The sequence below is a fragment of the Solirubrobacter soli DSM 22325 genome (assembly GCF_000423665.1).
Lineage (GTDB): Bacteria > Actinomycetota > Thermoleophilia > Solirubrobacterales > Solirubrobacteraceae > Solirubrobacter > Solirubrobacter soli.
In genome coordinates, this window is record NZ_AUIK01000020.1 from 195,080 (window position 1) to 220,816 (window position 25,737).

The 25,737-nt window shown below is 71.9% G+C and carries 30 protein-coding genes and 1 pseudogene; 18 read left to right on the plus strand and 13 right to left on the minus strand.

All coding sequences use genetic code 11. From position 1 onward, the window contains the following. The first annotated feature begins 7 nt into the window (after positions 1–7). The 4 genes from G569_RS0114760 to G569_RS0114775 are packed head-to-tail and all read left to right on the plus strand — an operon-like array spanning position 8 to position 3,586. Positions 8–1,162 (plus strand): substrate-binding domain-containing protein, encoded by a 1,155-nt coding sequence (locus G569_RS0114760; protein WP_028063970.1) that lies wholly within the window; start codon positions 8–10, stop codon positions 1,160–1,162. Continuing rightward, positions 1,162–1,701, plus strand: coding sequence for a carboxymuconolactone decarboxylase family protein (locus G569_RS65360; protein ID WP_028063971.1), 540 nt, complete (start codon positions 1,162–1,164; stop codon positions 1,699–1,701). The genes G569_RS0114760 and G569_RS65360 overlap by 1 nt, the downstream gene beginning before the upstream one ends. Beyond that, on the plus strand, positions 1,698–2,549 hold the full coding sequence (locus G569_RS0114770) for an LLM class flavin-dependent oxidoreductase (RefSeq protein WP_028063972.1): 852 nt from the start codon (positions 1,698–1,700) through the stop codon (positions 2,547–2,549). Before G569_RS65360 ends, G569_RS0114770 begins: the two co-directional genes overlap by 4 nt. After that, positions 2,546–3,586 (plus strand): LLM class flavin-dependent oxidoreductase, encoded by a 1,041-nt coding sequence (locus tag G569_RS0114775; RefSeq protein ID WP_028063973.1) that lies wholly within the window; start codon positions 2,546–2,548, stop codon positions 3,584–3,586. The genes G569_RS0114770 and G569_RS0114775 overlap by 4 nt, the downstream gene beginning before the upstream one ends. Positions 3,587–3,764: 178 nt before the next feature. Here G569_RS0114775 and G569_RS58000 read toward each other — a convergent pair whose 3' ends face one another. The 5 genes from G569_RS58000 to G569_RS58015 are packed head-to-tail and all read right to left on the minus strand — an operon-like array spanning position 3,765 to position 7,666. Further along, a complete protein-coding gene (locus G569_RS58000; RefSeq protein ID WP_053226382.1) occupies positions 3,765–4,598 on the minus strand; it encodes an LLM class flavin-dependent oxidoreductase in 834 nt (277 codons plus the stop codon). Then, on the minus strand, positions 4,598–5,554 hold the full coding sequence (locus G569_RS58005; protein WP_053226383.1) for an LLM class flavin-dependent oxidoreductase: 957 nt from the start codon (positions 5,552–5,554) through the stop codon (positions 4,598–4,600). Before G569_RS58005 ends, G569_RS58000 begins: the two co-directional genes overlap by 1 nt. Next, on the minus strand, positions 5,551–6,573 hold the full coding sequence (locus tag G569_RS48540; RefSeq protein ID WP_053226384.1) for an LLM class flavin-dependent oxidoreductase: 1,023 nt from the start codon (positions 6,571–6,573) through the stop codon (positions 5,551–5,553). Before G569_RS48540 ends, G569_RS58005 begins: the two co-directional genes overlap by 4 nt. Further along, positions 6,570–7,103 carry a peroxidase-related enzyme gene (locus tag G569_RS58010; RefSeq protein ID WP_053226385.1) on the minus strand — a complete coding sequence of 178 codons (534 nt, stop codon included), beginning with the start codon at positions 7,101–7,103 and terminating at the stop codon, positions 6,570–6,572. The genes G569_RS48540 and G569_RS58010 overlap by 4 nt, the downstream gene beginning before the upstream one ends. After that, entirely contained in the window at positions 7,100–7,666 is a 567-nt protein-coding gene (locus G569_RS58015; RefSeq protein WP_028063974.1) for a carboxymuconolactone decarboxylase family protein, read from the minus strand. The genes G569_RS58010 and G569_RS58015 overlap by 4 nt, the downstream gene beginning before the upstream one ends. Positions 7,667–7,940: 274 nt before the next feature. Between G569_RS58015 and G569_RS62615 the strand changes: the two genes are divergently transcribed. The 7 genes from G569_RS62615 to G569_RS0114835 all read left to right on the plus strand — a co-directional run bounded on the left by G569_RS62615 (position 7,941) and on the right by G569_RS0114835 (position 14,178). Next, a complete protein-coding gene (locus G569_RS62615; protein WP_157592046.1) occupies positions 7,941–8,078 on the plus strand; it encodes a hypothetical protein in 138 nt (45 codons plus the stop codon). Between the two features lie 117 nt (positions 8,079–8,195). Beyond that, a complete protein-coding gene (locus G569_RS0114810; protein WP_028063975.1) occupies positions 8,196–8,819 on the plus strand; it encodes a VOC family protein in 624 nt (207 codons plus the stop codon). A gap of 2 nt (positions 8,820–8,821) precedes the next feature. Continuing rightward, positions 8,822–10,297 (plus strand): DHA2 family efflux MFS transporter permease subunit, encoded by a 1,476-nt coding sequence (locus tag G569_RS48555; protein WP_157592047.1) that lies wholly within the window; start codon positions 8,822–8,824, stop codon positions 10,295–10,297. Continuing rightward, positions 10,294–11,001: an SDR family oxidoreductase gene (locus G569_RS0114820; RefSeq protein ID WP_053226387.1), complete on the plus strand. Its 708-nt coding sequence runs from the start codon at positions 10,294–10,296 to the stop codon at positions 10,999–11,001. Before G569_RS48555 ends, G569_RS0114820 begins: the two co-directional genes overlap by 4 nt. Before the next feature lie 10 nt (positions 11,002–11,011). Next, positions 11,012–11,494: a hypothetical protein gene (locus G569_RS0114825; protein WP_028063977.1), complete on the plus strand. Its 483-nt coding sequence runs from the start codon at positions 11,012–11,014 to the stop codon at positions 11,492–11,494. Then, positions 11,491–13,218, plus strand: a complete 1,728-nt coding sequence (gene poxB / locus G569_RS0114830) for a ubiquinone-dependent pyruvate dehydrogenase (protein WP_028063978.1) — start codon at positions 11,491–11,493, stop codon at positions 13,216–13,218. Before G569_RS0114825 ends, poxB begins: the two co-directional genes overlap by 4 nt. A gap of 9 nt (positions 13,219–13,227) precedes the next feature. Continuing rightward, a complete protein-coding gene (locus tag G569_RS0114835; protein WP_037496636.1) occupies positions 13,228–14,178 on the plus strand; it encodes an acetamidase/formamidase family protein in 951 nt (316 codons plus the stop codon). Here G569_RS0114835 and G569_RS48560 read toward each other — a convergent pair. Further along, a complete protein-coding gene (locus G569_RS48560; protein ID WP_157592048.1) occupies positions 14,168–16,888 on the minus strand; it encodes an ATP-binding protein in 2,721 nt (906 codons plus the stop codon). The two genes, G569_RS0114835 and G569_RS48560, sit on opposite strands and share 11 nt — an antisense overlap. Positions 16,889–16,963: 75 nt before the next feature. Between G569_RS48560 and G569_RS0114845 the strand changes: the two genes are divergently transcribed. The 4 genes from G569_RS0114845 (at position 16,964) to G569_RS0114860 (ending at position 20,082) form a co-directional block, all read left to right on the plus strand. Further along, positions 16,964–17,866, plus strand: coding sequence for a LysR family transcriptional regulator (locus G569_RS0114845; protein ID WP_028063980.1), 903 nt, complete (start codon positions 16,964–16,966; stop codon positions 17,864–17,866). Between the two features lie 48 nt (positions 17,867–17,914). Beyond that, positions 17,915–18,670, plus strand: a complete 756-nt coding sequence (locus G569_RS0114850; RefSeq protein ID WP_157592049.1) for a hypothetical protein — start codon at positions 17,915–17,917, stop codon at positions 18,668–18,670. Between the two features lie 100 nt (positions 18,671–18,770). Then, the gene (locus tag G569_RS0114855; RefSeq protein ID WP_028063982.1) at positions 18,771–19,214 is read left to right on the plus strand and encodes a COG4315 family predicted lipoprotein; all 444 of its coding nucleotides are present in this window, start codon (positions 18,771–18,773) and stop codon (positions 19,212–19,214) included. Positions 19,215–19,341: 127 nt separating this feature from the next. Then, positions 19,342–20,082, plus strand: coding sequence for a DUF4253 domain-containing protein (locus tag G569_RS0114860; RefSeq protein WP_028063983.1), 741 nt, complete (start codon positions 19,342–19,344; stop codon positions 20,080–20,082). Positions 20,083–20,094: 12 nt separating this feature from the next. On the opposite strand, the gene G569_RS58020 is transcribed toward G569_RS0114860, so the two are convergent. The 3 genes from G569_RS58020 to G569_RS64600 are packed head-to-tail and all read right to left on the minus strand — an operon-like array spanning position 20,095 to position 22,155. Next, positions 20,095–21,039, minus strand: coding sequence for a phosphotransferase family protein (locus G569_RS58020; RefSeq protein WP_028063984.1), 945 nt, complete (start codon positions 21,037–21,039; stop codon positions 20,095–20,097). Positions 21,040–21,049: 10 nt separating this feature from the next. Continuing rightward, positions 21,050–21,880, minus strand: a complete 831-nt coding sequence (locus G569_RS0114870; RefSeq protein WP_028063985.1) for an SDR family NAD(P)-dependent oxidoreductase — start codon at positions 21,878–21,880, stop codon at positions 21,050–21,052. A 23-nt stretch (positions 21,881–21,903) separates the two neighbouring features. Continuing rightward, on the minus strand, positions 21,904–22,155 hold the full coding sequence (locus tag G569_RS64600; RefSeq protein ID WP_211232997.1) for a dihydrofolate reductase family protein: 252 nt from the start codon (positions 22,153–22,155) through the stop codon (positions 21,904–21,906). An 83-nt stretch (positions 22,156–22,238) separates the two neighbouring features. Here G569_RS64600 and G569_RS64605 point away from each other — a divergent pair, with 83 nt between their 5' ends. Beyond that, positions 22,239–22,445 carry a hypothetical protein gene (locus tag G569_RS64605; RefSeq protein ID WP_211232998.1) on the plus strand — a complete coding sequence of 69 codons (207 nt, stop codon included), beginning with the start codon at positions 22,239–22,241 and terminating at the stop codon, positions 22,443–22,445. Between the two features lie 49 nt (positions 22,446–22,494). On the opposite strand, the gene G569_RS0114880 is transcribed toward G569_RS64605, so the two are convergent. From G569_RS0114880 to G569_RS0114890, 4 genes and pseudogenes are all read right to left on the minus strand, one after another. Next, positions 22,495–22,923 carry an SRPBCC family protein gene (locus G569_RS0114880; protein WP_028063986.1) on the minus strand — a complete coding sequence of 143 codons (429 nt, stop codon included), beginning with the start codon at positions 22,921–22,923 and terminating at the stop codon, positions 22,495–22,497. Then, complete coding sequence (locus G569_RS65985; protein ID WP_306765016.1) at positions 22,920–23,054, minus strand: hypothetical protein; 135 nt, start codon at positions 23,052–23,054, stop codon at positions 22,920–22,922. The genes G569_RS0114880 and G569_RS65985 overlap by 4 nt, the downstream gene beginning before the upstream one ends. Positions 23,055–23,072: 18 nt before the next feature. Then, positions 23,073–23,249 (minus strand): annotated as a pseudogene (locus G569_RS66365) (ArsR/SmtB family transcription factor); the annotation flags it as partial. 15 nt (positions 23,250–23,264) lie between these two features. Further along, positions 23,265–23,633: an ACT domain-containing protein gene (locus tag G569_RS0114890; RefSeq protein ID WP_028063988.1), complete on the minus strand. Its 369-nt coding sequence runs from the start codon at positions 23,631–23,633 to the stop codon at positions 23,265–23,267. Between the two features lie 208 nt (positions 23,634–23,841). Here G569_RS0114890 and G569_RS0114895 point away from each other — a divergent pair, with 208 nt between their 5' ends. Both G569_RS0114895 and G569_RS0114900 read left to right on the plus strand, forming a co-directional pair. Further along, positions 23,842–24,093, plus strand: a complete 252-nt coding sequence (locus G569_RS0114895; RefSeq protein ID WP_157592050.1) for a helix-turn-helix domain-containing protein — start codon at positions 23,842–23,844, stop codon at positions 24,091–24,093. Positions 24,094–24,513: 420 nt separating this feature from the next. After that, positions 24,514–25,653, plus strand: coding sequence for a hypothetical protein (locus tag G569_RS0114900; protein WP_028063990.1), 1,140 nt, complete (start codon positions 24,514–24,516; stop codon positions 25,651–25,653). The last annotated feature ends 84 nt before the right edge of the window (positions 25,654–25,737 follow it).

Sequence of the window (25,737 nt, forward strand, 5' to 3'; positions counted from 1 at the left end):
CCCGCTAGTGAAACGCCTCTCCACGTTCGCCGCGCTCGCCGTCGCCGTCGCCGCCGGTGTCACGGCCTGCGGCGGCGATGACACCCCCACCGGCGGGGCCGCCACGGGCAAGCCGGCGGCCACGAGCAACGCCAAGTACACGACGCCGCTGAAGGGCATCTGCCCGGACACCGTGGTGGTCCAGACGAACTGGTGGCCCGAGGCCGACCACGGCGGGACCTACCAGCTGATCGGGCCGGGCGGCAAGGTCGACGCGAACAAGAACAGCTACACAGGTCCCTTGGGCACGACCGGGATCAACCTCGAGATCCGCGCGGGCGGCCCGGCGACCGGGTTCCAGCAGGTCTCGTCGTTGCTCTATCAGGACGACTCGATCCTGCTCGGCTACGTCGGCACCGACGAGGCGATCCAGAACTCGGTGAAGGCGCCGACCGTGGCGGTGTTCGCGACCTACGACAAGAACCCGCAGATCTTCATGTGGGGCAACCCCAAGTGGGACTTCAAGAGCGTGGCTGACATCGGCAAGTCGGGTGCGAAGGTGCTGGCGTTCGACGGCGCGACCTACCTGAGCCTGTTCACCCAGAAGGGCCTGTTGAACAAGAAGCAGCTCGACACGTCCTACAACGGGTCGCCCGCGCGGTTCGTGGCCGCCGACGGCGACGTCGTCCAGCAGGGCTTCGCCACGAACGAGCCGTACGCGTACGAGAACCAGACGCGCGGATGGAACAAGCCGGTCAAGTTCCTGCTCGTCAACGAGTACCCGGTCTACCAGTCGGCGCTCTCGATCCGCGCCGACAAGCTGGCCGCCAACCAGGCGTGCCTGAGCAAGCTCATCCCGCTCTTCCAGCAGGCGCAGATCGATTACCTCAACGATCCCGCGCCGGTCAACAAGACGCTGGTCGACATCGTCGGCAAGCTCAAGACGAGCGGCTTCTCGATCGACGAGGGCGGCACCGCGGCGGCGGTCGAGCAGATCAAGAAGCTCAAGCTCGTCGAGAACGGCAGCGACGGCACGCTCGGCTCGTTCGACACCGCCCGGGTGCAGACGCTGATCGACACGCTGAGCCCGGTCTTCGAGGCGCAGAAGGCCAAGCTCAAGGCCGGCCTGACACCGGCCGACCTGACGACGAACGAGTTCCTCGATCCGAAGATCGCGCTCTGATGCCCTGGATCGAGATCGTCGAGCCGGGGGACGCGTCCGGCGTCCTGGCCGAGGCCTACGAGTGGCAGGCGCGCAAGCTCGGCGAGCCGGCGGCGTTCACCAAGCTCGGGAGCCTGTATCCGGAGCTGGTGTTGGAGCGGCTGCGGCTGTACAAGGTCGTCGAGGCCTGCCCGTCTTCTCTGACGCCGGTCGAGCGCGCGTTCGCGGCGTTCGTGACGTCCTCGCTCAACGGGACGCCGCACTGCGGCTCGGGGCTGCGGCTGAAGCTGGGCGAGCTCGGCGTCGACCCCGACGCGCCGGGCGACGACCCGCGGCTGACGGCGATCCGCGAGTACGCGGCGAAGCTCACGTCGGCGCCGGGCACGGTGGCGGCAGGTGACATCGAGGCGCTGCGCTCGGTCGGGCTCGGCGACCTCGAGATCCTCGACGTGAACAACATCGTCGCCTACTACAACTACATCAACCGCGTCGCCAACGGGCTCGGGCTGCGCGAGCCGATCGCCACCGCGCATGAAGCGCTCGGGGCCGTCCCGGCGTGACGCGCACCGGCATCTGGCTGTTCCCGAGCCTCGAGGCGTCTCGGCTGGTGGCGCTCGCCGAGGAGGCCGAGCGGCTCGGGCTCGACGAGCTCTGGCTCGGGGACGAAGGACCGGCGCGCGACCCGTTCGCGCTCCTGGCAGCGGTGGCGGTGCGGACCGAGCGCCTGCGGCTGGGGATCGCGGTCACGAACCCCTACCTGCGCCTGCCCGCGATCGCGGCGACGAGCGCGTTGACGCTGCAGGAGCTCTCGGGCGGGCGGTTCGTGCTCGGGTTCGGCACCGGCGGTGGTTACGCGCTCGATCCCCTGGGCGTCCGGCCGACGACGCCCGCCGCCGACACCGAGCGCGCGCTGCTGACGGCGCGCGCGGTCGCTTCCGGCGAGGCGTTCGCGGGCGTCGCGCATGCGATTCCGCCCGGCGGGCTGCCGCTGTTCGTCGGGTCGCGCGGGCCGCGGTTGAACCGCTTCGCCTCGCGCGCCGCCGACGGCGCGTTCGTCGGCGGCGTGCCGCTCGGCCTGCTCGACCGGGTCCTCGGATGGGCGCGCTCGGAGCGTGAGATCGAGACCGCCGTGTACCTGAACGTGGCGTTCGACTCGGCGATGCTCGAACGGCGCAGGCCCGACCTCTTGCGCGTGCTGCAGGACTCGCCGCCCTATGTGCGCGAGTACTTCGGCGACGACCACGAGAAGCTGGTCGACGAGTACATCGTCCACGGCGATGTCAGCGGCCGTGTGCAGGAGCTCGTCGCGCGCCATCGGCCGACGAGCATCGGCATCTCGCTGCTCGGCGCGGACCCGTTCGAGCTGCTGCCGCGGGCCGCGGCGGTCCTGACCGGGGTGCCGGTATGAGCGTCGGCGTCATCTCCCACATCCACAACCCGACGCTGGCCGACGTCCGTTCGCTGGCCGTCGAGGCCGAGGCGGCGGGCGCCGACTGGCTCGGCGTGCCCGACGCGTTCTGGTGGCGCGACAGTTGGCTGCTCGCCGCCGAGGCCGCCCGCGCCACGTCCGCGCTGGCGGTCGGCCCGCTGGTCACCAACCCGTACCTGCGTCACCCGTTCCACACGACCGCCGCCGTGGCGACGCTGCAGGAGCTGGCCGGCGACCGCGTCCGGCTCGGGCTCGGCGCCGGCGGGAGCGAGCTGCCGGCGTCCACGGGCATCGACCGCGGCGACGCCGCCGAGCGGATCGTCGAGCTCGTCGCGCTGATCCGCCGCGTCGCCGGAGGCGCGCCGCTGAGCGAGACGAGCCGGCGGGGACTCGAGGTCCCGCTCACGCCGCCGCGGGTCGTGGTCGCCGGCCGCGCGCCGAGCGTCCTGCGCGCGGGCGCCGCCGTCGCCGACGACGTCCTCCTGTGGGCGGTGCCGCGCAGCGAGTTGGCCTGGGCGGCCGGCCTCGCCCGCCGCGGCGACCCCCGCGTGGCGGCGGGCGGCGACGCGGCGGGCGCGCCCGGCGGCGACCTGCGCGCGGCCGCGGGCGCGGCCGGCGCCGGCGAGCCGCGCGTGGCGGCGAGCGGCGGCGCGGCGGCGCCGCGCGTCATCTGGGCGCCCCTGCTCGTGAACGGCGACGCGACGCCGCACGCCGCCGCGTACGCGGCGCTCAACAGCCGGCCCGCCACGCGGCGGGCGTGGGGGCTCGACGAGGGTCGGGTGGACGAGATCCGGCGCGGGCTCGTGGCCGGCGAGGCCGTCGAGCGGCTCGTGCCCGAGGCGGTGCTGCGCGACGTGATCGTACGCGCCGACGCGGCCGCCGAGGCCGCGGCGCTGGCCCGGGGGATCGGCGCGGACGCGATCGCGGTGCCCGCCCACAGCGTCGCGGAGGTGGCACCGCGCGTCGCCTGGGCGCGCGCGGTGCTCGCACAGAGTCGCGAGGCCGTCGCCGCGTAGCGCGTCGTCGCGTCGTGCCGCGCGGGGCGTCGTCGCGCCACGCCATGCGGCGGCGTCGCGCCACGCCATGCGGCGGCGTCACGCCACGCCATGCGGCGGCGTCACGCCACGCCACCCCGCGGCGCGCCGCGGCGCGGCGCGGCGCGGCGCGGCGCGGCGCGGCGCGGCGCGGCGCGGGTCAGCGCAGCGCCGGGAGGATCTCTTCCGCCAGCGCTTCGAGCGTGCGCAGCGAGGTGGCGTCGTCGCGGCCGGGCATCAGTGAGACGTCGGCGAGGCCGAGGTCGCGGTAGGCGGCGAGTTGCTCGGTGAGGTAGGCGGGTGGGCCGGCGAGGGCGTCGTCGCTCTCGACGACGGCATCGGCGACCTGCAGCGCGATCCGCATCGCCAGGTCTCCTCCGCCGCGATCGAACCACTCGCGCGCGGTCGCCGCGAACGCAGAGGGTGGCGTGGTGCGGGCTTGGAAGCCGAGGCCGTGGCGCAGCGCGCGTTCGAACGTCGGCCGCCCGCCGGCGAGCCACAGCGGTGGGCCGCCGACCGTGAACGGCACGGGTGAGAGGCGGCCGTCGGGCGGGAGCGTCACCTGTTCGCCCGCGAACGGCTCGCCCGCGAACGCGGCGCGCACCACTCGGATGAACTCGTCGAAGCGCGTCCCGCGGGCCTTGAACGACAGTCCGCGGAAGGCGAACTCGCGCTCCCATATCCCCGGTGTCACCACGAGGAAGAACCGGCCTTCGGTGAGCTGGTCGAGCGTCGCCGCCTGCTTGGCCACGTACAGCGGGTCGCGCAGCGGGAGCACCGCGGCGCCGACGCCGATCGCCAGCGAGGGATGCCGGCCCGCCAGCCAGGCGAGCTCCGCGAACGGCTCCAGCCCGCCCGACCACTGGGGGAAGTCGGGCACGACGAGCAGGCCGTCGCCGAGCCACAGCGTGTCCACCCGCGCCGCCTCGGCCGCTGCGGCCACGCGCTTCACGCCCGCCAGCGACGTACCCCACGGCGAGACGCCGACGCGCATCACAGGAGCCGCGCCCGCGCGGCGACATCGGCGACCTCGTTCACGTACGCGACGGTGTACTCGTGTGCGTGGAAGGCGACGAGCTCGGGCCGCGCGAACTCGACCGTGCGCGCGATCGTCGCCGCCACCTCCTCCTGCGAGCCCGCGATCGCGTACCGGCTCGTCACGCGATCCGGCACGAGCACCGCCGCGGCCGCCGGACCCTCGAAGTGGACCGCCGCGCGCAGCTCTTCCACGTGCGCGTCCGTGATCTCGAGGGCGGCGCGCTCCTCCGGCGGCAGGTCGACCGTGATGTAGGCGAAGTGGCCGCGCAGCTCCTCGACGTGCTCGTCGGTCCACGCGGCGGACGGGTTCCAGACGATCGTCGGTCGCCGCCCACGGGCGCGGATGCCCTCGATCAGCTCCGGCACCGCGTCGACCGGCTGGCCGGCCAGGATCACCCAGTCAGCGCGGTCGGCGGCCAGCCGCCGGACGCGCGGGCCGCGACCCGCGATCGCGACCGGCAGGCGCTCGGGCGACCACGGGATCGCCGCGTGCGCGGCGGTGAACTCGCCCTCGTGATCGACGACCTCGCCGGCCAGCAGCCGGTCGACCACGTCGACGGTCTCCGTCAAGGCCGTGAACGGGCGCGCCGGCCGCAGCCCCAACGGTCCGAAGACCATGTTGCCGCCGACGCCGAGGCCGGCGACGACGCGGCCGGGAGCGAGCTCGGCGAGCGTCGCCAATGCCACCGCGGTCGTGACCGGGTGACGGCTGTGCGGGTTGGTGATCGCGGGGACGAGCGCGATCCGCCGCGTCGCCGTGGCGACCGCCGCCAGCGTCACGTAGATGTCACGCTCGATGCCCTCGTCCGCGAGCAGCAGCGCGGCGGCGCCGCGCTCCTCCGCCGCGCGAGCGATCGCCACCAGCTCGGGGACGGGTCGCACCCCGTGGATCCACAGCGCCCAGCGCGTCATGCGGCTCCGACCGGCGGCTGGATCGCGGGCAGGACCTCGGTCGCCAGCAGCCGGAACGACTCGTCCCGCGGCGTGCCCTGGATCTGTGCGATCAGGCCGTGGATGCCGGCCGCCGCGTACTCGCTCAGGCGCCGCGCCACGTGGCCGGGCTCGCCCGCGGCGGTGAACGTGTCGATCAGCTCGTCGGTGACGTACCGTGCGCCGGCTGCCGGCCCGTCGTCGCGCACGGCCGCGGCGACCGCCGCGATCGCCTCGGGATCGGCGCCGGACTCGTCCGTCACGACCGGCTCGACGCGGTACAGGTAGTACGCGAGCGGCTCCTTGACCGCCTCGCGCGCGGCGTCGTGATCGGTCGCGACCGCGGTCATCAGCGGCGCCGCGATGTCGAGGTCGGCGAGCGTGCGCCCACTCAGCCGGGCGCCCTCGTCGACCAGCGCCAACGCCCACTTGACGTAGCCGATCGACATGATCGCGCCCAGTTCGACGGCGTCCGCCCATTGCCCCGCCGCCCGCATCATGCGCCGGTTGACCGCGCCGATGTAGAGCGGGAGGTCGCGGCGCAGCGGCTCGAAGTCGAGCCGTGCCCGCGGTGACACCGTGTAGATCTCGCTCTCGATCCCGGGCTCGCCCCGCAGCAGCGCGCGGATGATCCGGATCGCCTCGACGGTCGCGGTCAGCGGCTTGGCCGTGCGCGGGTCGTCCTCACCGAGGTTGCGCAGGTTCCACAGCGACGCGCCGAGCCCGAGCTTCAGACGCCCGCCGGAGAGCTCGTCGAGCGACGCGGCCTCCATCGCGATCACCGACGGGTGCCGGTGGAACGGGTTGACGACGCCGATGCCGATCCCGATCTCGCTCGTGGCCGCGGCGATCGCCGCCGCCTGCGTGAATGCGCCGCGGTGATGGCCGTTCTCGTTGATCCAGACCTCGGCGAACCCGAGTTCCTCCGCCAACCGCGCGTCGGCGACCGAGGCGGCGATCGGCCAGTCGTTCTGGAGTGACACCGACAGCCGGGCGCTCATCCTTCGTGCAGGAGGCCGAGGCCGGTCGCGACGCGGTTGATGTACGAGTAGTACGCCGCGATGTCGTTGACGTCGAGGATGTCGAGATCGCTCCAGCCGGCGCCGCGGAGCGCGTCGACGTCGGCCTCGACGATCTCGCCCGGCCGGCGGACGAGCTTGCGCGTGTAGTCCAACAGCGCGTCGACGGCCGGATCGCCGGCGCTCGCCGTCTCCGGCTCGGCCTTGATCGCCGCCGCCAGCTCGCCGCGGCCGGCCTCCTCGAGCTTGGTCGTGTGACCGACGGTGCAGAAGCGGCAGCCGTTGAGCACGGAGGTGAGCAGCGCGACCGCGCGGCGCGCCCACGGCGGGACGCCGGACGGCGCCGACTCGACGACGTCGTAGAGCCGCAGGCGCCGCTCGACGAGGTCCGGATAGAGGCTGCCGAGCTGCGTGAGCTCGGTGACGAAGCCCAGCTTGTCGTGCTGGACCTCGTAGGCCTCCGCCAGCGCGCCCGTCGCGTCCTCGGGCGCGACCGTGGTGATCCAGGTCACGCGGGGACCGTGTCGAACGCCGGGAAGTCCGCCTCGACCTCGGTCAGCAGACCCAGCCCGTTCGCCACGCGGTTGGTGTAGTTCAGGTGCGCGACCTGGTTGTTGAGGTCCACGATCTCGTGGTCGCCGAGACCCGCGGCGCGCAGCGCCTCGATGTCACCCACCGCGATCGCCCCCGGGTCGCGCGTGAGCTTGTCGGCGTAGCGGGCCACCGCGGCGTCGGCGGCCCCGAGCCCGTCGTAGACCCCCGCCTCGACGGCGTCCACGGCCTCCGGCGTCAGCCCGAGCTCGAGCAGCTTGATCCGCGAGCGCGACGTGCAGTGCGGCGTCCGGTTGACCGCCGACGCCACGTGGCCGGCCAGGGTCCGCTGGAGCGGCGTCAGCGCACTCGAGGCGTTCTCGCTCGCCTTGTACAGCACGAGCCGCGCGTGGACCAGCTCGGGCTCCAGGCTGCCGAGCTGGGTGAACTCCGTGGGTCGGCCGAGCCGCTGCGACTGCCAGGCGTAGGACTCGGCCAGTCGGCCGGTGGCCGCTTCCGGAGAGATCGTCGAGATCCAGGGCATGCTGCCGCAGTCTACGGCAATCTCGACAAATCTGATCGAGAAACTCTAGTTTCGGTCGGCGGACCGGGATGTCCAGGCCCGGCCCGCCACCACCGATGCTGTCTTCGCCGCCGCGGGAGGAGAGAGTTCGCGACGACCGGAGGGATGATCGCGCACCCTCGGCGGCCCTCAATCGACCGGAGGTCCTACGTGACGCGTTCACAAGTGCCAGCGCGGCGAAGCGCCGGAAGGCGGTGCCTGGCGTCCAGGAGCGAGGCGCGCTACGGTCCAGTTCGTGCTCGCGCACTTCAATCACCATGAGCCCGAAGACCGGCTCCCGTGGCCGTGGATCGCCACGATCGCGGTCGCCCTCGTCCTGGCCGTCGCGACGCTGGCGCTGATCGTGCCCGACGCGATCGCGCCGACCATCTGACCCCCGGGCACGGGCATCGACCCCCGGGGGTGTGTGACCCGGGGGTTTCGCGGATGCGATGAGGTCCCCAGCCGGGGGATGCTTCCTGCCGTTCCCCGACGGCAAGGAGTTCTCCTGATGAGCACGGTTGAGATGAAGCTCGAGGTCGTGGTGATCCCGGTGACCGACGTGGATCGCGCGAAGGCGTTCTATGAGGGCCTCGACTGGCGGCTGGACGCGGACTTCGAGGACGGGCAGGGGTTCCGCATCGTGCAGTTCACGCCCCCGGGCTCGGGGTGCTCGATCCAGTTCGGCGCGAAGATCACGTCGGCGCCGCCCGGCTCGGCCACCAACGTGTACCTGGTCGTCTCCGACATCCAGGCCGCGCGCGACGCGGTCGCCGCCCGTGGGGTCGAGATCTCGGAGGTGTTCCACGAGGGGGCGCTCGGCGATCGCTTCAACCCGGACGCCCGGGTCGCAGGCCCGGCCCCGGACGGCGCGACGTACAGCTCGTTCGCCTCGTTCAGCGACCCCGACGGCAACACCTGGCTCTTCCAGGAGATCACGGACCGGCTGCCCGGCCGGATCGACGTCGGCATGACGTCCTTCGCCTCCGCCGAGGAGCTCGCGGAGGCCATGCGACGCGCCTCGGTCGCCCACGGTGAGCACGAGGCGAGGACGGGCGAGGAAGACGCGAACTGGCCGGCGTGGTACGCCTCCTACATCGCGGCCGAGCAGGCCGGCGCCGCGCTGCCGGTGTGACGATGAGCGCCACCGCCATCTCCCCCGCGGCCGCGCCGTCGTTCGCGTCGCTGCACGGACGCACCGGCACCGCGCTGATCGCCGGGACCGTCTTCGCGTCGGGCGTCGCGTCCTATGACGCCTACGTCGTCAACGTCGCGGTGCCGGCGATCAGCCACCACTTCGGCGCCGGGGTGGCGACGATCCAGTGGACGCTGACGAGCTACCTGCTGGCGGTGGCGGCGCTGCTGCTGATCGCGGGCGCGCTCGCCGACCGCTTCGGACGCCGGCGGGTGCTCGTGATCGGCCTGTGGGTGATGGCGGCCGCCTCGGTGCTGTGCGCGGTCGCGCCCTCGGCCGGCGCACTGATCGCCGCCCGCGCGCTGCAGGGCATCGGGGCCGCGCTCGTCGTCCCGACCGCCCTCGCCCTCCTCAACGGCACGCTCCGACCGGCCGACCGGGCGCGAGGGATCGGCATCTGGGCCGGACTCTCGACGCTCGCGACCACCGCCGGCCCGTACGCGGGCGGGTGGCTCGTCGACCATGCAACGTGGCGTTGGGTGTTCCTGCTCAACCTCCCGCTGATCGCGCTCGCGCTGGCCGCGCTGACACGGGTGCCCGAGACCACCGGGGAGCGCCGGTCGCTCTCGCTGGACGCGATCGGCGCGCTGCTCGCCGTGCTCGGCCTCGGCGGCGTGATCTACGGACTCACGGACGGCGCGCAGGCCGGTTGGACGAGCCCGCGGGTGCTGATCTCGCTGATCATCGGCGCGCTCGCGCTGATCGCGCTGGTGCCGGCCGAGCGCCGGCGGCGGGCGCCGATGCTGCGGCTGTCGCTGTTCTCCTCACGCCAGTTCGACGCGATCAACCTGGTGACGGTGTTCTTCTACGGCGCGCTGAGCGCCGCGGGCTACCTGATCGTGGTCCAACTCCAGCTGCGTCTCGGCTACACGGCGACGCAGGCGGGCGCGGCGCTGATCCCGGTGACGCTCGTGTTCCTCGTGCTCGCGCCGCTCAGCGGCTCGCTCGTCGCCCGCTTCGGGCCACGCTGGCCGATGGTCGCGGGCATCCTGCTCGTCGCCGTCTCGCAGGTGTGGCTGGCCGCGCTCGAGCCCGGCTCCGGCTACGCGTCGGCGGTGCTGCCCGCGGCGCTCATCCGTGGCATCGGCCTCGGGCTCGCGGTGACGCCGCTGACGGCGGCGGTGCTGGACGCGGTGGGTGACGCGGACCTCGGCGAGGCCTCCGCGATCAACGACGCCGCGTCACGCGTCGGCGGCGTGCTCGCCGTGGCGCTCGTGCCGCTGCTGATCGGCGTGACCGCGGGCGAGACGCTCGCCCAGTCGCTCGCCACCGGCTATGAGCCGGCGATGATCGTGATCGGCGGCATGTGCGCGGCCGGCGCGCTGATCTCCGGGCTCTTCGTGTCCGACAAGCCCGGGGTCGCGCCGCGGATCGCGGCGCCCGACCGCGGCTGCGCGCTGCCCGTCAAGGAGGCATGATGACCCTGCAGGGACAGACCGTCGTGGTGATCGGCGGCAGCGCCGGGATCGGGCTCGAGACCGCCCGCCTCGCCCGCTCCGAGGGCGCCGACGTCATCATCACCGCGCGCAACGCCGACCGGCTGAGCGAAGCCGGCCGCGAGCTCGGGGCCAAGATCGCGGCCTTCGATGTCACCGACTTCGAGCGGCTCCGGCGCTTCTTCGAGGAGCTCGGCCCGGTCGACCACGTGCTCGTCACCGGCCCCGGTCCGTACTACGCGCCGCTCGCGGACTTCGAGTTCGACGAGGCGCGCCGCGACGTCGAGTCGCACCTCTTCCTCCCCATCCTGGTGGCGAAGAGCGCCATCGGCCGGGTGCGCGGCACCCTGTTGTTCGTGGGCGGCACCGGCGGCCGCCGCACCGGGCCGGGCCTGTCGCTGATCGGCGCCCTCACCGCGGCGATGCCCGCACTCGTGAAGAACCTCGCGCTCGAGGCCGCGCCCACCCGGGTGAACCTGATCGCGGCCGGGTTCGTCGACACCCCGCTGTCGGCGAGGCTGCTCGGCGACCAGCTCGATGCCCGCCGCGAGGAGCTCAGCCGCACCCTTCCGATCCGCCGCGTCGTCGGCCCGGCTGACATCGCCGCGCTCGCCGTGCACCTGATGGCCAACACCGCGGTCACGGGCGCCACGTACGACATCGACGGCGGCCAGCAGCTCGTCTAAGGAGACAGCAGTGATCAAGCACGTCACGCGCGGCGTCGCCGCGAGTGCCCTCGGCACGCTCTCGATGGACCTCTTCCTCTACCGCCGCTACCGGCGCGAAGGCGGGGAGAGCGGCTTCGGCGCCTGGGAGTCCTCGGCCGGCCTGGCGAGCTGGGAGGACGCGCCCGCGCCGGCGAAGGTCGGCAAGCGCATGATCGAGACGCTCACGCGCCGCGAGCTCTCGCCCAAGTACGCGCGACTCGTCAACAACGCCACGCACTGGGGCTACGGGATGTCGGCGGGCGCGCCGTTCGGGCTGCTCGCCACATCGCCGAAGCTGCGCTACGGCCCGCCGTTCGGCGCGAGCGTGTGGGCGAGCGGCTACGTCACGCTCCCGCTGCTCGGCGTCTACAAGCCGATCTGGAAGTACGACCTCACAACGCTCGCGAAGGACCTCAGCGCGCATCTCGTTTACGGCACGGCCACGGCGGCTGCGTTCCGGGTGCTGCCATGACCGTCGCCGACGCGATCCTCGACACGCTCGAGGCATCGGGCGTGCGGCGGATCTACGGGCTGCCCGGCGACTCGCTGAACGGTCTCACCGACGCGCTGAACCGCGACCGTGACATCGCCTGGGTGCACGTCCGCCACGAGGAGGCGGCGGCGTTCGCGGCCGCCGCCGAGGCGACCCTGACCGGCGAGCTGGCCGTGTGCGCGGCGAGCTGCGGGCCCGGCAACCTGCACCTGATCAACGGGCTCTTCGATGCCAATCGCAGCCGCGTGCCCGTGCTGGCGATCGCGGCGCACATCCCGCGCGAGGAGATCGGCGGCGGCTACTTCCAGGAGACGCACCCGCAGGAGCTGTTCCGCGAGTGCAGCGTCTACTCCGAGCTCGTCAGCGTGCCGGATCAGCTGCCGCGCGTGCTGGAGATCGCGATGCGGCACGCCGTCGAACGCCGCGGCGTCGCGGTCGTGACGATCCCGGGCGAGATCTTCCTGCGCGCCGCGCCGGATGCCCGGCCCACGGTGATCCGCGCCGCCAAGAAGGCCGTCATGCCGGATCCGTACGCGCTGCAGTCCGCCGCGGAGGTGCTCAACGGCGCGGCGCGCGTGACGATCCTGGCGGGCGCGGGGTGCGAGGGCGCGCACGACGAGCTGATCGCGATCGCGGGCGCGCTCGAGGCGCCGGTCGTGCACGCGATGCGCGGGAAGGAGTTCGTCGAGTACGACAACCCGAACGACGTCGGCATGACCGGCCTGCTCGGGTTCGCGAGCGGCTACCGGGCGATGGAGCACTGCGACGCGCTGCTGATGCTCGGCACCGACTTCCCGTACCGGGACTTCTTCCCCGAGCACGCGCGGGTCGTGCAGGTCGACGTGCGCGGGGAGCAGATCGGCAAGCGCGTGCACGTGGACGTCCCGCTCGTCGGCACCGTGAAGGACACGATCCAGGCGCTGCTGCCGCTGCTGCGCGACGGCCGCGACGCGGATCACCTCGACCAGATGCGCGACCACTATCGGCGCACCCGCGCCAAGCTCGACGCGCTCGCGCGCTCGCAGAGCGCCAACCGCCCGATCCACCCGCAGGCGCTGACGGCGGCGATCGACCGCGCCGCGGCCGACGACGCCGTGTTCATCCCCGACGTCGGCACCCCGACGCTGTGGGCGGCCCGCTACCTGCGCATGAACGGCCGCCGGCGGCTGATCGGCTCCTTCATCCACGGCACGATGGCCAACGCGCTGCCGCACGCGATCGGCGCCCAGGCCTCGCAGCCCGGGCGGCAGGTGATCGCGCTCTCCGGCGACGGCGGCCTCGCGATGCTGCTCGGCGAGCTGCTCACGCTGCGCCAGCACCGGCTCCCGATCAACGTCGTCGTGTTCAACAACAGCGCGCTGTCGTTCGTCGAGCTCGAGATGAAGGCCAACGGGATCCCGACGTACGGCACCGACCTCGACAACCCCGACTTCGCCGATGTCGCCCGCGCCATCGGACTGCACGGCGTGCGGGTCGAGCACCCCGGCGAGCTCGACGACGCGCTGCGCGACGCGTTCGCCCACGACGGTCCGTCCCTGATCGACGTCCCGGTCGCGCGCCAGGAGCTGGCGCTCCCGCCGGGCATCACCGCCGGCCAGGCCAAGGGCTTCGCGCTCTGGGCCACCCGCAGCGTCCTCTCCGGCAACGGCGACGAGCTCCTCGAGGTCGCCGCCACCAACCTCCGGCAACTCATCCACGAGTAGGAGCCCAGCATGGCCATCGCCACCACCCCCAAGACCCACTACCTGCGCGACGAGGTGGTCCACTACAAGTGGGACGTCGACAACGCGCCGACGCTGGAGATCGAGCCGGGCGACACGGTGATCGTCTGGACCCGCGATGTCAGCGACAACCAGATCACCCCCGGCGCGGACATCAGCGCGCTCGCGAACTTCGACTGGGACCGCGCATACCCGCTCACCGGCCCGATCCACGTCGCCGGCGCGATGCCGGGCGACACGCTCGCGGTCGAGGTGGTCGACATCCACACGCAGGGCTGGGGCTGGACCGGCGTGATCCCGGGCAACGGCCTGCTCCCGGACGAGTTCCCCGACGCCTACATGAAGATCTTCGACCTCTCCCACGGCGACGTCGCGTACTTCCGCGAGGACATCGTGATCCCGCTCGCGCCGTACTTCGGCACGATGGGCGTCTGCCCCGCCGGCGCGCACCAACAGGACATCCTCCCGCCCGGCACGTTCGGCGGCAACATGGACATCCGCCAGACCGTCCGCGGCTCGACCGTCTACTTCCCCGTCCAGGTCGAGGGTGCGCTGTTCTCGTGCGGCGACGCCCACGCGGCGCAGGGCGACGGCGAGGTCTGTGTCACCGCCATCGAGTCGCCGATGATGGCGTCGCTGCGCTTCACGCTCGAGAAGGACATGACGATCCCGGCGCCGCAGTTCTCGACGCCCGGCCCGCTCACCCCGCGCGTCGACACCGCGCCGTTCTACGGGACCACCGGCGTCAACGCCGACCTCTACGTCGCGGCCCAGGACGCCATCCGGGCGATGATCGACCACCTCGGCCGCAAGTACGGCCTCAGCCCCCAGGACGCCTACCTGCTCTGCAGCCTCGTCGTCGACCTCAAGATCTCCGAGATCGTCGACGGCGGCCAATACATCGTGAGCGCGCTCCTCCCGGAGGCGATCTTCACACGCTGACCTCTCCGAACGCGTCGCGCAACTGCCGTCGTGAGCTGATGTCGAGCTTGGTGAACACCTTGCCGAGATGCCACTCGACGGTGCGGGCGCTGAGGAACAGCCGCGCGCCGATCTCCGGGTTGGACAGGCCTTCACGGGCCAGCCGGGCGATCTGCAGCTCCTGCGCGGTCAGGTCGGCCCGCGTCCCCTCGCGCCGCTTGCCCACCCGTTCCCCGGTCGCCACGAGCTCGATCCGCGCACGCTCGGCGAACGCCCCCATCCCGATCGCCGCGAGCTGGTCGTGGGCGCGGCGGAGGTGCTCGCGGGCGTCGGCGCGGCGTCCTTCGCGCCCGAGCCACTCGCCGTAGAGCAGGTGCGCGCGGGCGAGCTCGGGCCGGAGCCGGCTCCTCCCCAGTCGCTCGATCGCATCCTCGTAGTGCCGCTGCGCCTCGTCGCCCTCGGCCACCAGGGCACGCGAGCGCGCCGCGATGCCCTGGGCCGCGTCGTTGGGCACGTGGTCGGCGGACTCGAGGATGCGATCGAGCGCGAGGCGCGCCCGATCCGGCTGCCCGGCCCGGGTGGCGGCCTCGAGCAGCTCGACCGCCGCCCACGACGACATGTACATGCGCGGCATGTGGTCCGCCGCGTGCTGCGCGGCGGCCGCCGCCTCCTCGTAGAGGCCGAGCCCGTTGCAGAGGATGGCGCGGGCGAAGTGGCAGCGCTCGAGAAGGGAGGTCTTGCCGGACGCCACGGCATCGTCGGCCACGGTGCGGATGAGCTCCCGCGCCTCCGTCTCCCGCCCCTGGTAGGCGGCCAGCAGCATCGGCAGGGAGGAACCGACGACGCCTCCGATCGCGGCCCTCGCCTCGTGGAACTCCTCGATCGCCCGCGACGCGTTCGCGAACTCGCCGCAGCGCATGGCCTCGACGGCGAACGCGCTCAACTCGATGTGCAGGCGGGCGAGCGCGCCCGTCCGGCGGGTGACCTGCAGCGCCCGCTCGCAGAGCCGCAGGGCGCTTTCGTCGTCCCACAGCGTCCAGGCGGCCATCACCGCCAGCGAGTTCCAGCGCAGGATCGCGTCCTCGGGGCACGCCTCGTCGGTGAACGCCGACGTCGTGCGCTCGAGCGATGCCGCCGCGGCGCGGCGCCCATCCGTCGTCAATGTCGCGAGGCTGTCGAGCAGCAGATCGGAGGGCCGTTGAGTCGCGCCGGGCGCTTGGCGTGCGGCGCGGGAGACGTCCAGCAGGCTGGCGTTCCCGGCGATCAGCGCCGCGAACCAGGCGTCCAGGTAGGTCTCGCGCGCGAGCCCGGCGTCGAGCGACTCGAGGCGCTGCGCCGCCTTGAGCAGTGACGTCGACGCCTCGCCGCTCAAGGCCGAGAACATGGCCACCTGTCCGCGCAGGATGTCCACCCGCGCCTGCTGGAACGGATCGAGCGGCCCGGTCTGGGCGCTGGCGAGGAGGTCGCGCGTGATGTCATAGCGGCCGGCGTCGAGGTTCGCCCGCGCGGCCGCCAGCGCCCGCTCCGTCCGCCGCAGCGGGTCCGCCGTCAGCATCACCGCCCACTGGAGGAACAGCGCCGCCGCCGCCAGTCCGCCGCGCGACTGCGCGCGACCCGCGGAGCGCTCGAGCTCGACCGCCGACTCCTCGTCGAGGCCGGGCGTGGCGCGCGCGCGATGCCACGCCCGCCGGTCCGGGTCGGTCTCGGGATCGGTGGCGAGCGCGAGCGCGTGGTGGACGCGGTGGCGGTCGGCCGCGGGCGCCGAGCGGTAGGCGGCCGAGCGGACGAGCGGGTGCGCGAAGTGCACGCGGGCGCCGATCTTCAGCAACCCGGCCTTGACCGCGGGGTCCAGGGCGGAGATGTCGACCTCCAGCGTCCCGGCGACGCGGTGCAGGAGCAGCGGGTCGCCGAGCGGCTCCGCCGCGGCGGCGATGACCAGCAGGCGGGTCTCGGGGGCGAGCGCCGCGATCCGCTGGGCGTAGCTGCGCTCGACCTTGCCGCTGACCGGCCGGCTGTCCGGGACCGCGAAGCCTCCCGCGAGGTCGCCGTCCGCCCACGTGCGCGGGAGCTCGAGGAGCGCGAGCGGGTTGCCATGGCTCTCGGCGACGATCTGGTCGCAGACGGCGACGTCGAGCGGGGCGTGGATGTTGCGCAGCAGCAGCGCGCGGGCGTCGCTGTCGTTCAGACCTTCCACCGCGAGCTCGGGCACGCCTTGGAGCACGTGGTCGCCGATGCCCGACCGTGCGGCGCACACGACCGCGATCCGCTCCGCGAGCAGGCGGCGCAGCACGAACGCGATCACCTGCGCGGATGCCTGGTCGAGCCAGTGGGCGTCCTCGACGATGCACAGCAGCGGTTGGCGCTCCGCCGTCTCGGCGAACAGCGTCAGCGCGGCGAGGCCGATCAGGAACCGGTCCGGCGGCGGCCCTGTGCTCAGGCCGAAGACCGTCGCGAGCGCGTCGCGTTGCGGCGGCGGGAGCCGCTCGAGCTCGTCCAGCAGCGGCGCGCACAGCTGGTGCAGGCCGCTATAGGCGAGCTCCATCTCGGACTCCACGCCGACCGCCTTCGCCACGCGCCAGCCCTGCGCCTTGTCGGTCACGTACGTGAGCAGCGCGGTCTTTCCCATGCCGGCCTCGCCACGCAGGATCAACGCGCCGCTCTCACCCTCGAGCGCGCCGAGCAGCAGGCGGTCGAGCACCTGGCATTCGCGCGTGCGCCCGAGCAGCTTCATCGCAGACGTACACGTTGTCATGGCGGACACACCGGCCGCCGTTCGAAGGTCTGACGGCAGACGTAAGATCCGCTGATGCTCGACGCCCGCCGTCTCCGCGCTCTGCAGGCGGTGGCGCGGACCGGGTCGATCGCGGCCGCGGCGACCGAGCTCGGCTACACGGCCTCGGCCGTCTCGCAGCAGCTCTCCGCGCTCGAGCGCGAGGCCGGCACCGAGTTGCTGGTCCGCGAGGCGCGGGGCATGCGCCTGACCGCGGCGGGGCGACTGCTGGCCGACCGCGCCACGGCGATCCTGTCGCAGCTGGCCGAGGCGGAATCGTCGCTCGAGGCGCTGCGCAGCGGGAACGGCGGACCGCTGCGGGTGGCCGCGTTCTCCAGCGCCGCGACCCGGTTCGTGCCCGCGGCGATGGCGGCGTTCGGTACCTCGCATCCCGACGTCTCGCTGAGCCTGATCGTCGCCGAGAACGACGCCGCGGTCGCGGCGATCCGCGACGGCGAGGCGGACCTGGCGCTGGTCATCGACTACAACGTGGCGCGGATCGCGCCGACGACCGGGCTCGACACCGTGCTGCTGCTCGAGGAGCCGATGCACGCCGCGCTGCCCGCGACGCACCCGTTGCGTGACGTCGAGGCGCTCGACGTCCGTGCGCTCGCCGACAGCCCGTGGATCCGGTGCGCGACGCCGGGCTGCGCGGCCTTCACGTCACGGGTCTGCGAGCTGGCGGGCATCTCGCCCACGATCGGCATGCAGACCGACGACTACCCGGCGATGCTCGCGCTGGTCGAGGCGGGCGTGGGCGTGGCGTTCGTCCCGGAGCTGGCGCTCGTGGGCAAGCCCGAGGGCGTCACCGTGCGGCCGGTCGTCTCGCCGGTGCTCCGGCGGCACATCTCCGCCGTCCTGCCGCCAGTCGCAGACCGCGTTCCCGCCGTGATGGCGTTCTGCGACGCCCTGCGGGTCGCGGCCCAGGCGCACGCGTAAGCGCTCGCTCTCATCGAGCCTTCTTCCGGATTTCGGGAACGTGGGCGGATGCTTCGAACCCGCCTCACTTATGCCAACGTGGTCGCCACGCTGGCGCTCTTCATCGCGCTCGGGGGCACGAGCGTCGCCGCGACCAGCGTGATCAGCGGCAGCAAGATCAAGAAGAACTCGATCCCGGGCGATCGGGTGAAGAAGCACGCGCTGACGGCGACGCAGGTCGACGTGACCAAGCTCGGTACGGTGCCGAGCGCGGCGACGGCCGCCCACGCGGCCGCGGCCGACAACGCGACGCACGCCGCGACGGCCGACAACGCGACGCACGCGGCCACGGCCGACAACGCGACGCACGCGGCGACGGCCGACGGCGCGACGCATGCCGGTGACGCGGACACCGTCGGCGGCAAAGCCGCGTCCGCGTTCACGGGGACAGAGCGCTTCCGGGTGGGCGCGGCGGAGTCGACCTCGCCCACCGTGCAGACGATCCTCGACTACCCCGACATGGGCCTGCGCGTGGAGACCGACGGGAACACCGACTTCGACCAGAGCGTCGTGGTCCGCAACACGACCGCCAACCAGACCCTGGCGCTCGACGGCGACAGCGGCGGGGCGAACATCTTCCACGGCGCCGCGGCCACGCTCAGCAAGGGCACGGCGTGGCTGGACTCGCAGCCGGATGAGCTGCTCGTGATCATCCAGAACCTCCAGATCGCGCGGGACGAGGTCCTGCTCGACTGCCACTTCCCAGCCTCCGGCAGCACCGGCGGCATCTTCACGTTCTGCACCGGAGTGCGGATGGATCGCTAGTTCCGGGCTCAGACGCCGCTCATGACCCGTCCGGGGGTGCTGAACCGGCTCGTCGGTGGTCGCGTATGACGTGAACCGAAGGTCAAGCAGGAGGTTCAGCATGCGTCGTGTGTTGGCATCGCTCTTCGTCGTCGCGGGGCTCGCCCTCGTCGTCACCGCCACCGGGAGCGCGGCCGGGGACGCCGCAACCGTGAAGACCCGGCACGGCAAACTCGGTACGTTCCTGGTCGGCACCAACGGCCGCACGCTCTACCTGTTCGAGAAGGACAAGACCAAGAAGAGCACGTGCTCGGGCGACTGCGCGACCGCGTGGCCGCCGCTGCTGACGACCGGCAAGCCAAAGGCGGCCGGCAAGGCCAAGGCGTCGTTGCTCGGCACCACCAAGCGCGCCGACGGCAAGACGCAGGTGACCTACAAGGGCCACCCGGTCTACTACTTCGTGCAGGACAAGAAGGCCGGCGACACCAAGGGCCAGGGCATCGACGGCTTCGGCGCCGAGTGGTACGTCATGTCGCCGTCGGGCAAGAAGATCGACGAGGACTGACGCGCGAACGGCGATCGCGGGCCGGCCGCGGGCGACCGCGGTCAGGCCGGCCGCCGCCGGCAAAGGGACACGACGACACCTGTCCAGTCCCACTTGCCGCCTGCGAGGGCTCGACTAGCCTCGCATCATGAGTGACGAGCTCCCTCCCGGCGAGTGGTACCGCGACCAGGCGTATTGGTTGAGCGACGGCGTCGTCGACGATGTCGCCGGCGCCTGCGTCACGCACGCGCGCGCCTTCTCGGAGACCGGCTTGTGGCCCCTCGCCTGGGGAACGAGTGACCTGTACGACGAGGAGGAAGTATCCGGGGGAGGCGGGGTCGACGCCGTTGACGCACTCGATGCCGCTGACGTCATCGCCGCGCATTGGGACACGACGTCCTCCTACGGCGACCGACTGAGCCTCGACGGTCCGGGGCTCGCGCCCGCCTCCGTCTGGAGCACGGCACTCGCTCCCGAGAAGCGTTTCGCTCCGCTGCGCAGCTACACCGGTCACCGCCTGATGCTCCTGCCGTGTTCGCACCCGGCGGACGCGATCGCCGTGCTCGACCCGTTCTGCGAGTCCGAAGTGACGACCGCTGAGATCTCCGCGGTGTTGCGTTCCTGGGAGCGACGCTTCGACGCCGTCCTGATCGCGATCGAGGACACCGTGTTGACGTTCAGCGTCGGTGCGCCACCGGCAACGCACGAGCAGGCACTGCTGCTCGGCGCGGAGATTCAAGTCGTGCTACCGACGTACGACTGGATGCGCCCCGACGGGCCGCGCAACGTGGTTCATCAGCTGCTTCACGGCACCACTGCCGATCCGAATTTCCCACGCGAAGCGGAGCTCAGCCCGCACCTCTGGCGACTCGCGATGTACGACGACTAGTGTGGAGTTTCGCTATCCAAGGCGCCGTAGCGCTGTCTCGATAGCGACCTCGAGCCGGGATGTCATGCCGGGCACATCGACGGGACGGCGCCCAGCGACCTGACCCCGGATCCACTTCGGCGCGCTGTTGTCATGGTGCAGCAGGGCATACAGGTCCCACCACGGAGCGAGAGTCACCCCGGCGATCGACTCATAGAGCGACCGAAGCTGCTCCGCCCACTCGGGCGAGTAGAGCGCCGCCAAGTATCGCCGACAGTGCCCGACGTCAATCGCGCGCGCCCCGCGATGGATGGAGTTCCAGTCGGTGAGCCCGGTAATCCTCCCGCGCGACCACAGCATGTTGACGGGCAGGAGATCGCCGTGCAGAAAGACGGCAGTGTCCTTTGGCGGCGGCGCCGCCATGACACCGAACGCCGCCTTCCACACAGCCGGCTTCTGTGCGTCGACCGGCACCTGAAACCCGTCTAGAGGAGCGATCCAGGAGTCCGTCCAAGGTCTGAACGACTTCGCGGGGAGATCGAGGGAATGCAGCGATACAGCAAGCTCCGCGATCCTCGTCATCCACGACCGAGGTTCCGCCGGATTGAGGTGAAGATGCCCCCGCAACCGTGTCATCAGCAACGATGGCGCGCCCTGAGTCGAAGCACCGGCAACATCGGTGGCCAGGATGCTCGGAACCGGGAGCCCGCTTCCGGCCACGACGCCAAGGTTGGCGATCTCCTTCTCCAAGCTCCTCTGCAGGCCAAGCCCGCCCGGGTACTGCCGCAGTACGACGAATGTTCGCTCTCCACGCCGCTCGACCGTCAGCCGATGCACGGCGGAGCAGACGCCACCGGTCAATCGGCGATAGCCGACGACGCGACTGCCCCGACCCATCGACGCCGCAACCCAGGCGAGAGTCTCCGCAGAGGGCCGACGCTGCCTGAACCCGCCATCCCTCCAGTCGCCGTCGGTCACGAGCGCGAGTCTAGGTCCCATCGGAGACGCTCAGACTGACTTCTCGCCAGGCCTCGTCGCTGGCGGCGAGCTCCTGTGCTGCCTGCCGCGCCATCGGAACGGCATCGGCGCCGAGCAGGAGACGCACGGGCGCATCGTCGAGGCCGGCGAGGTCGCGCACCACCTGGGCGACGCGACGCGGGTCCGTCGCCTCCTGACCAGAGCCGGCGCGCACCAGCTCGGCGAACGCCTCGATCGTCGGCTGATACGGGACGCTGGGCTGCGGGATCGTCATCGACGAGCCGGCCCAGTCAGTGCGCATGCCGCCTGGCTCAAGAATCGTGACCTTGACCCCGAACGGAGCGATCTCCCGGGCGAGACCGCTGGAGAACCCGGCGATGGCCGATTTCGCCGCCTCGTAGGCGGTCAGGCCTGCGCCGGACACGCGTGCACTGAGCGACGCGACCTGGAAGATGTGACCACCGCCCTGTTCGCGCAGCACCGGCACAACCGCCTTGGAGACGTTCACGACGCCGTAGAAGTTGGTGTCGATCTGGGTCCGGAACGAGTCGATCGTCGTGTCCTCGAACGAGCCCAGGTCGCTGTACCCGGCGTTGTTGACCACGACGTCGATGCGACCGAACGTCTCCTTTGCCCGAGCGACCACGCGGGCGGCCGCGTCGTAGTGGGTCACGTCGAGCTGCATGGGAAGCAGAGCGTCGCCGTAGTCGTCGAGGAGGTCGTTCAACCGCTCGGGGTGACGCGCCGTCGCCGCCACGCGATCACCGGCTTCGAGCGCGACCTCGACGAGTGCGCGCCCCAGACCGCGCGAGCTTCCCGTCACGAACCACACCTGTGACATCGAGCCCGATGTCTCACGGCCGCTCATGACGTGACCCGGTAGCGCAGGTGCGTGACGCCGGCCGCTTCGAGCACGCGCGTCGGCTCGAGTTCTATGCGGTCTGTGCCGAACAGCCGCCGCCCGTCGCCGAGCACGACCGGGATGAGGTGGATCTCCATCTCGTCGAGCAGCCCTTCGCGCAGCAGCGACTGCGCGAGGTCGGCGCCGTGCACCATCACGTCCTGGTCGTCGGCGGCCGCCTTGGCCTCGCGTATCGCGCTCGCGGCGTCGGGCATGTAGTGGACCCAGTCGCTCTGCGGTTCCGGGGGGCGCCGCGGGTGGGCACGAAGATCGGCACGCCGTGATGGTCGCCGCCCCAATGACCGGCGTAGTCGAACGTCTTGCGCCCGACGACGACCGCGCCGGTCGCCATCGCCTCGGCGAAGACCTGCCCGCTCAGTCCCTGTGGCGCGAAGTGCGGCCGCTCGGAGACGGGTTCGCCGAGCCACTCGTGCAGCCGGTGCCCTCCGGTCCCCAGCCCGTTGCGCGGGCCGTCATCCGGTCCGGTGATGAACCCGTCGAGTGACATCGACATGTACAGGATCGACTTTGCCATGCGGTCCCCTTCCTCAGGTCTACAGCGCCCCTGCCAGTCGATCGAACGCGTGCGAGAGGCCGCGGGCGTGCTCGTCGCGTAGCTCGTCGGACGGGAAGCCCGATTGGACCATCGTCATCAGAGTCGCCCCGTCTCGGGGCACGAACGTGAACTCGGTGCTGAAGGCGAGCCTGGACCCGTCGAGGCGGGTCTCGGTCGTGGCCAGCAGCAGGTGGCGGGGGCGCTCGATCGCCTCGAACACGTGCCGGTGCCGGTAGAGCTCGCCCGGCGACGGGCCGAAGTCGATCTCCCAGGCGCCGCCTACGCGCAGCTCGCAGCGCGAGTGCACGACCCAACCTGGCTCGTCCTTGCCGTAGAACTCGCGCTGGCCCGCCGGGCTCGTGAACAGGTCGAACACGCGCGCGGGCGACGCCTGGATCAGGCGCTCGTAGCGGAGCTCGCGGCTCAACCCGAGCGCTCCACGAAGCGCTCGAAGCGGTCCAGCCGGCCCTCCCAGGCGCGGCGGTGGGCCTCGATCCACTCGCCCGCCTCGCCGAGCGCCCCGGCCGGGCCGAGCCGGCACTCGCGGGCGCGCCCCACCTTCTCGGTCTCGACGAGGCCGGCGAGCTCGAGGATCCCGACGTGCTTCTTGATCCCGTTGAGGGTCAGGCCCGACGGCCTCGCGAGCTGGCTCAGCGTCGCGGGGCCGCGTCCCAGGCGTTCCAGAATGTCCCGCCGAGTGGGGTCCGAGAGCGCGAAGAACGTCGCGTCGAGCGTTGGCGATAGTGCACCGATCGGTGCACTATATCGCTACTCGTGAGCCACGTGGTGGCCGGCACGGCGCAGCACGTGCACGGCTTCTTCCAGCCGCCCAGCCGGAACCAGGACGAGGTCTCCGTCGTAGCTCGCAGCGGTCCAGACCGGGAGCTCGGCGGCGGCGAGTGGCGCCACGATGGCGCTCAGCATGCCCGTCGCCTCCGGGTCGTGCGCGTCATCTCCGTTCCAAAGTGCCGCCCACGCGTCTTCGGCCTTGTCGTCGCGCCGCATCGTGGCACCCCCGTCCGGGCCGAGCACGAGCGCGAGGAGATCGGCTTCGAATGCCACCGTGCGCACGTCGGTCACGCGAGTGAGGACGAAGCGGCCCTGCAGCACGCGCAGGCTTTGTCGAGCGGCCGGCATCGAGCTCACGCGCCCCGTGGGCGGAACCCGTCGAGCGGGATTGACGTATAGAGAACCGTCGAAGCCATGCGCTCCTCCTCGACCGAGGCCGGGTTATGGTGCACCGATCGGTGCACCATAACGAACCCGCCTGATCGGCGGTCGGCGAACTCGTGACCGTTGCCGCCCCGTTCCTCTCGACGATCGCGAGGCGTGCGAGGATCAGTACGTGAGCCGGCGAGATCTGGTCCGCCTTCTGGAAGCGTTGTGGCGCCTGTCGGACGGCGTTGCGGACGTCGGTGTGCGCGTGGTCGACCTCGACCGGGCGATCGGCCGTGGGCACGGCGACATGCGCACACCGTTGAACCTGCAGACGCTCAGTGACGACGGCCTCGTCGCGCGGGTGCCCGATGGCGGCTGGGCCCTGACCGCACAGGGCATCGCGTGGCTGAAGGAGGATCGCGAACTCTCCGACCGCTGAGCGGGCCCTTCGGCTCGCCGGAGGGTTGTTCGACGACCCGTACGGCTCTCTGGGGTGAGCGCGGGTCCCCTGTGTCCCTAGGCGGAGAGCCAGAAGCAAAAGAAGTCGAGGACCGAAGACCCAGCGCCGCACTCACTATGTCCGGCACTATCGCGTCGCCGACAGAGACGCAGTGTTGCGTGCGTCGATTCGCACATGGAACGGAGCAGCGGGCCGCGCGATCCGTTCGGCCCGATGCCCGGCGGATGCCAACCCGCCCTGCCACGGTCCCAGCCCGCGCGGGATTCGGCTTCGGGGCGCCGTCGACGGCGTAATGCGGCGACGGCAGGCTGGGGAACCGCCGCGTGATGTGACCGACGGCGACAATCCCTGGCAACCATCGCGCCTCGGCGGTGTTGATGGTGGTGCACGATCCGATCTATGAATCGCCTCGCCGCCGGCCGGACGGCCGGGGGCGCGCCACCGAGAACTTCGATGCACGACGAATCCAATCATCCGCGCCGCACCACCGTGACGGTGGGCGAACACGAGATGACGTTGGCCGGGACATGCGTCTCCCTCGGCGGCTTTGCTCTCGGCGATGTCGAGCGCACCGTTGCCAAGCCACCGACGTGGACAGCGACACTCGACGACGGCCGCACGCACACCGCCAGCACCCGCCGTGATGCGCTGCAATGGCTGCTGGACGCAACGGCCGAGGAGCGCGCCGAGCGGGACGCCGCCAAAGCGCAAAGACGCGCCGACTACGACGCCGAGATCGCGCAGCGCGGTGTCGACGACGCGCAGGCCGCCGACACCGTCACGCAGTTGGTTCGTACGGTGCGTCCCGATTACCGCGGGCCTGACGACCGTTCCTGGGCGGGCGTACCGATGCGGCCAACGTTCACCTTCTGGGCGCCCGACTTGCGAGACATCCTCGTCGAACTCACGCGCCCAGCCGCCGTAAGGACGCTCCCGACGTGGCTGGCGGTCGAGCACCTGCGCGAGCACCAGGTTGTCCTGTGCCACCGCGGGCGCGAGTTGGAGGACCAACTGGTCCCATGGGATTGGGGCTATCTGCTTGACGTGCAGGTGTACGACGACCGTGACGGCTGGGTGCACGTCGAATTCGTGTTCGAGGACGATCAGGCCGACGTGCCGCGGGATGAGCGTTGGCGGTCGATCACGGTCCCGCTGATCGGCGCGACGGCGGAGGTCACCGCCGACGCGGTGACGATGCACGATCTCGACCGCCCTTGGGGGGAGCCAGACGACCCGGACGACAAGCGCCCGCACCCTTCGCTGGTGGCAGTGATCGCCGAGGACGTCGACGACCTGGCGATCTCCGGCACCAGCAACATCGAGGTGTATTCGCGATCTGGCTTCGAGGAGCTGGCCTCCACGCAGTCGCCGATGGCCGAACCCGTCGAGGACGAACCGGTCGAAGTCACCATCGTGTTCAAAGATGGGACGACGCACACGGCGGCCATCGGCGGCGATAAGCCGGGCGCCGGCGATGCGGGCACCCCGCAGCCGGACGACGCGGCCACGGACGACCCGGCGGGCAATCACCCGGAGTGACCGCGGCCCGCGCCGCCCATCCCCGCACCACCTGACGGCCCGTCCTCTGTGACCGTCATAGCGCTCGGACGGCTCCGGTCCCTG

What these genes read in the sequence shown, in the direction of transcription:
- G569_RS65360 (WP_028063971.1), top strand. Translation starts at nt 1,162, where the DNA reads ATGCCCTGGATCGAGATCGTCGAGCCGGGGGACGCGTCCGGCGTCCTG.
- G569_RS0114775 (WP_028063973.1), top strand. Translation starts at nt 2,546, where the DNA reads ATGAGCGTCGGCGTCATCTCCCACATCCACAACCCGACGCTGGCCGAC.
- G569_RS58000 (WP_053226382.1), bottom strand. Translation starts at nt 4,598, where the DNA reads ATGCGCGTCGGCGTCTCGCCGTGGGGTACGTCGCTGGCGGGCGTGAAG.
- G569_RS58005 (WP_053226383.1), bottom strand. Translation starts at nt 5,554, where the DNA reads ATGACGCGCTGGGCGCTGTGGATCCACGGGGTGCGACCCGTCCCCGAG.
- G569_RS48540 (WP_053226384.1), bottom strand. Translation starts at nt 6,573, where the DNA reads ATGAGCGCCCGGCTGTCGGTGTCACTCCAGAACGACTGGCCGATCGCC.
- G569_RS58015 (WP_028063974.1), bottom strand. Translation starts at nt 7,666, where the DNA reads ATGCCCTGGATCTCGACGATCTCTCCGGAAGCGGCCACCGGCCGACTG.
- G569_RS0114810 (WP_028063975.1), top strand. Translation starts at nt 8,196, where the DNA reads ATGAGCACGGTTGAGATGAAGCTCGAGGTCGTGGTGATCCCGGTGACC.
- G569_RS48555 (WP_157592047.1), top strand. Translation starts at nt 8,822, where the DNA reads ATGAGCGCCACCGCCATCTCCCCCGCGGCCGCGCCGTCGTTCGCGTCG.
- G569_RS0114820 (WP_053226387.1), top strand. Translation starts at nt 10,294, where the DNA reads ATGATGACCCTGCAGGGACAGACCGTCGTGGTGATCGGCGGCAGCGCC.
- poxB (WP_028063978.1), top strand. Translation starts at nt 11,491, where the DNA reads ATGACCGTCGCCGACGCGATCCTCGACACGCTCGAGGCATCGGGCGTG.
- G569_RS0114835 (WP_037496636.1), top strand. Translation starts at nt 13,228, where the DNA reads ATGGCCATCGCCACCACCCCCAAGACCCACTACCTGCGCGACGAGGTG.
- G569_RS48560 (WP_157592048.1), bottom strand. Translation starts at nt 16,888, where the DNA reads ATGAAGCTGCTCGGGCGCACGCGCGAATGCCAGGTGCTCGACCGCCTG.
- G569_RS0114845 (WP_028063980.1), top strand. Translation starts at nt 16,964, where the DNA reads ATGCTCGACGCCCGCCGTCTCCGCGCTCTGCAGGCGGTGGCGCGGACC.
- G569_RS0114850 (WP_157592049.1), top strand. Translation starts at nt 17,915, where the DNA reads ATGCTTCGAACCCGCCTCACTTATGCCAACGTGGTCGCCACGCTGGCG.
- G569_RS0114855 (WP_028063982.1), top strand. Translation starts at nt 18,771, where the DNA reads ATGCGTCGTGTGTTGGCATCGCTCTTCGTCGTCGCGGGGCTCGCCCTC.
- G569_RS0114860 (WP_028063983.1), top strand. Translation starts at nt 19,342, where the DNA reads ATGAGTGACGAGCTCCCTCCCGGCGAGTGGTACCGCGACCAGGCGTAT.
- G569_RS0114870 (WP_028063985.1), bottom strand. Translation starts at nt 21,880, where the DNA reads ATGTCACAGGTGTGGTTCGTGACGGGAAGCTCGCGCGGTCTGGGGCGC.
- G569_RS64600 (WP_211232997.1), bottom strand. Translation starts at nt 22,155, where the DNA reads ATGCCCGACGCCGCGAGCGCGATACGCGAGGCCAAGGCGGCCGCCGAC.
- G569_RS64605 (WP_211232998.1), top strand. Translation starts at nt 22,239, where the DNA reads ATGACCGGCGTAGTCGAACGTCTTGCGCCCGACGACGACCGCGCCGGT.
- G569_RS0114890 (WP_028063988.1), bottom strand. Translation starts at nt 23,633, where the DNA reads ATGCCGGCCGCTCGACAAAGCCTGCGCGTGCTGCAGGGCCGCTTCGTC.
- G569_RS0114900 (WP_028063990.1), top strand. Translation starts at nt 24,514, where the DNA reads ATGAATCGCCTCGCCGCCGGCCGGACGGCCGGGGGCGCGCCACCGAGA.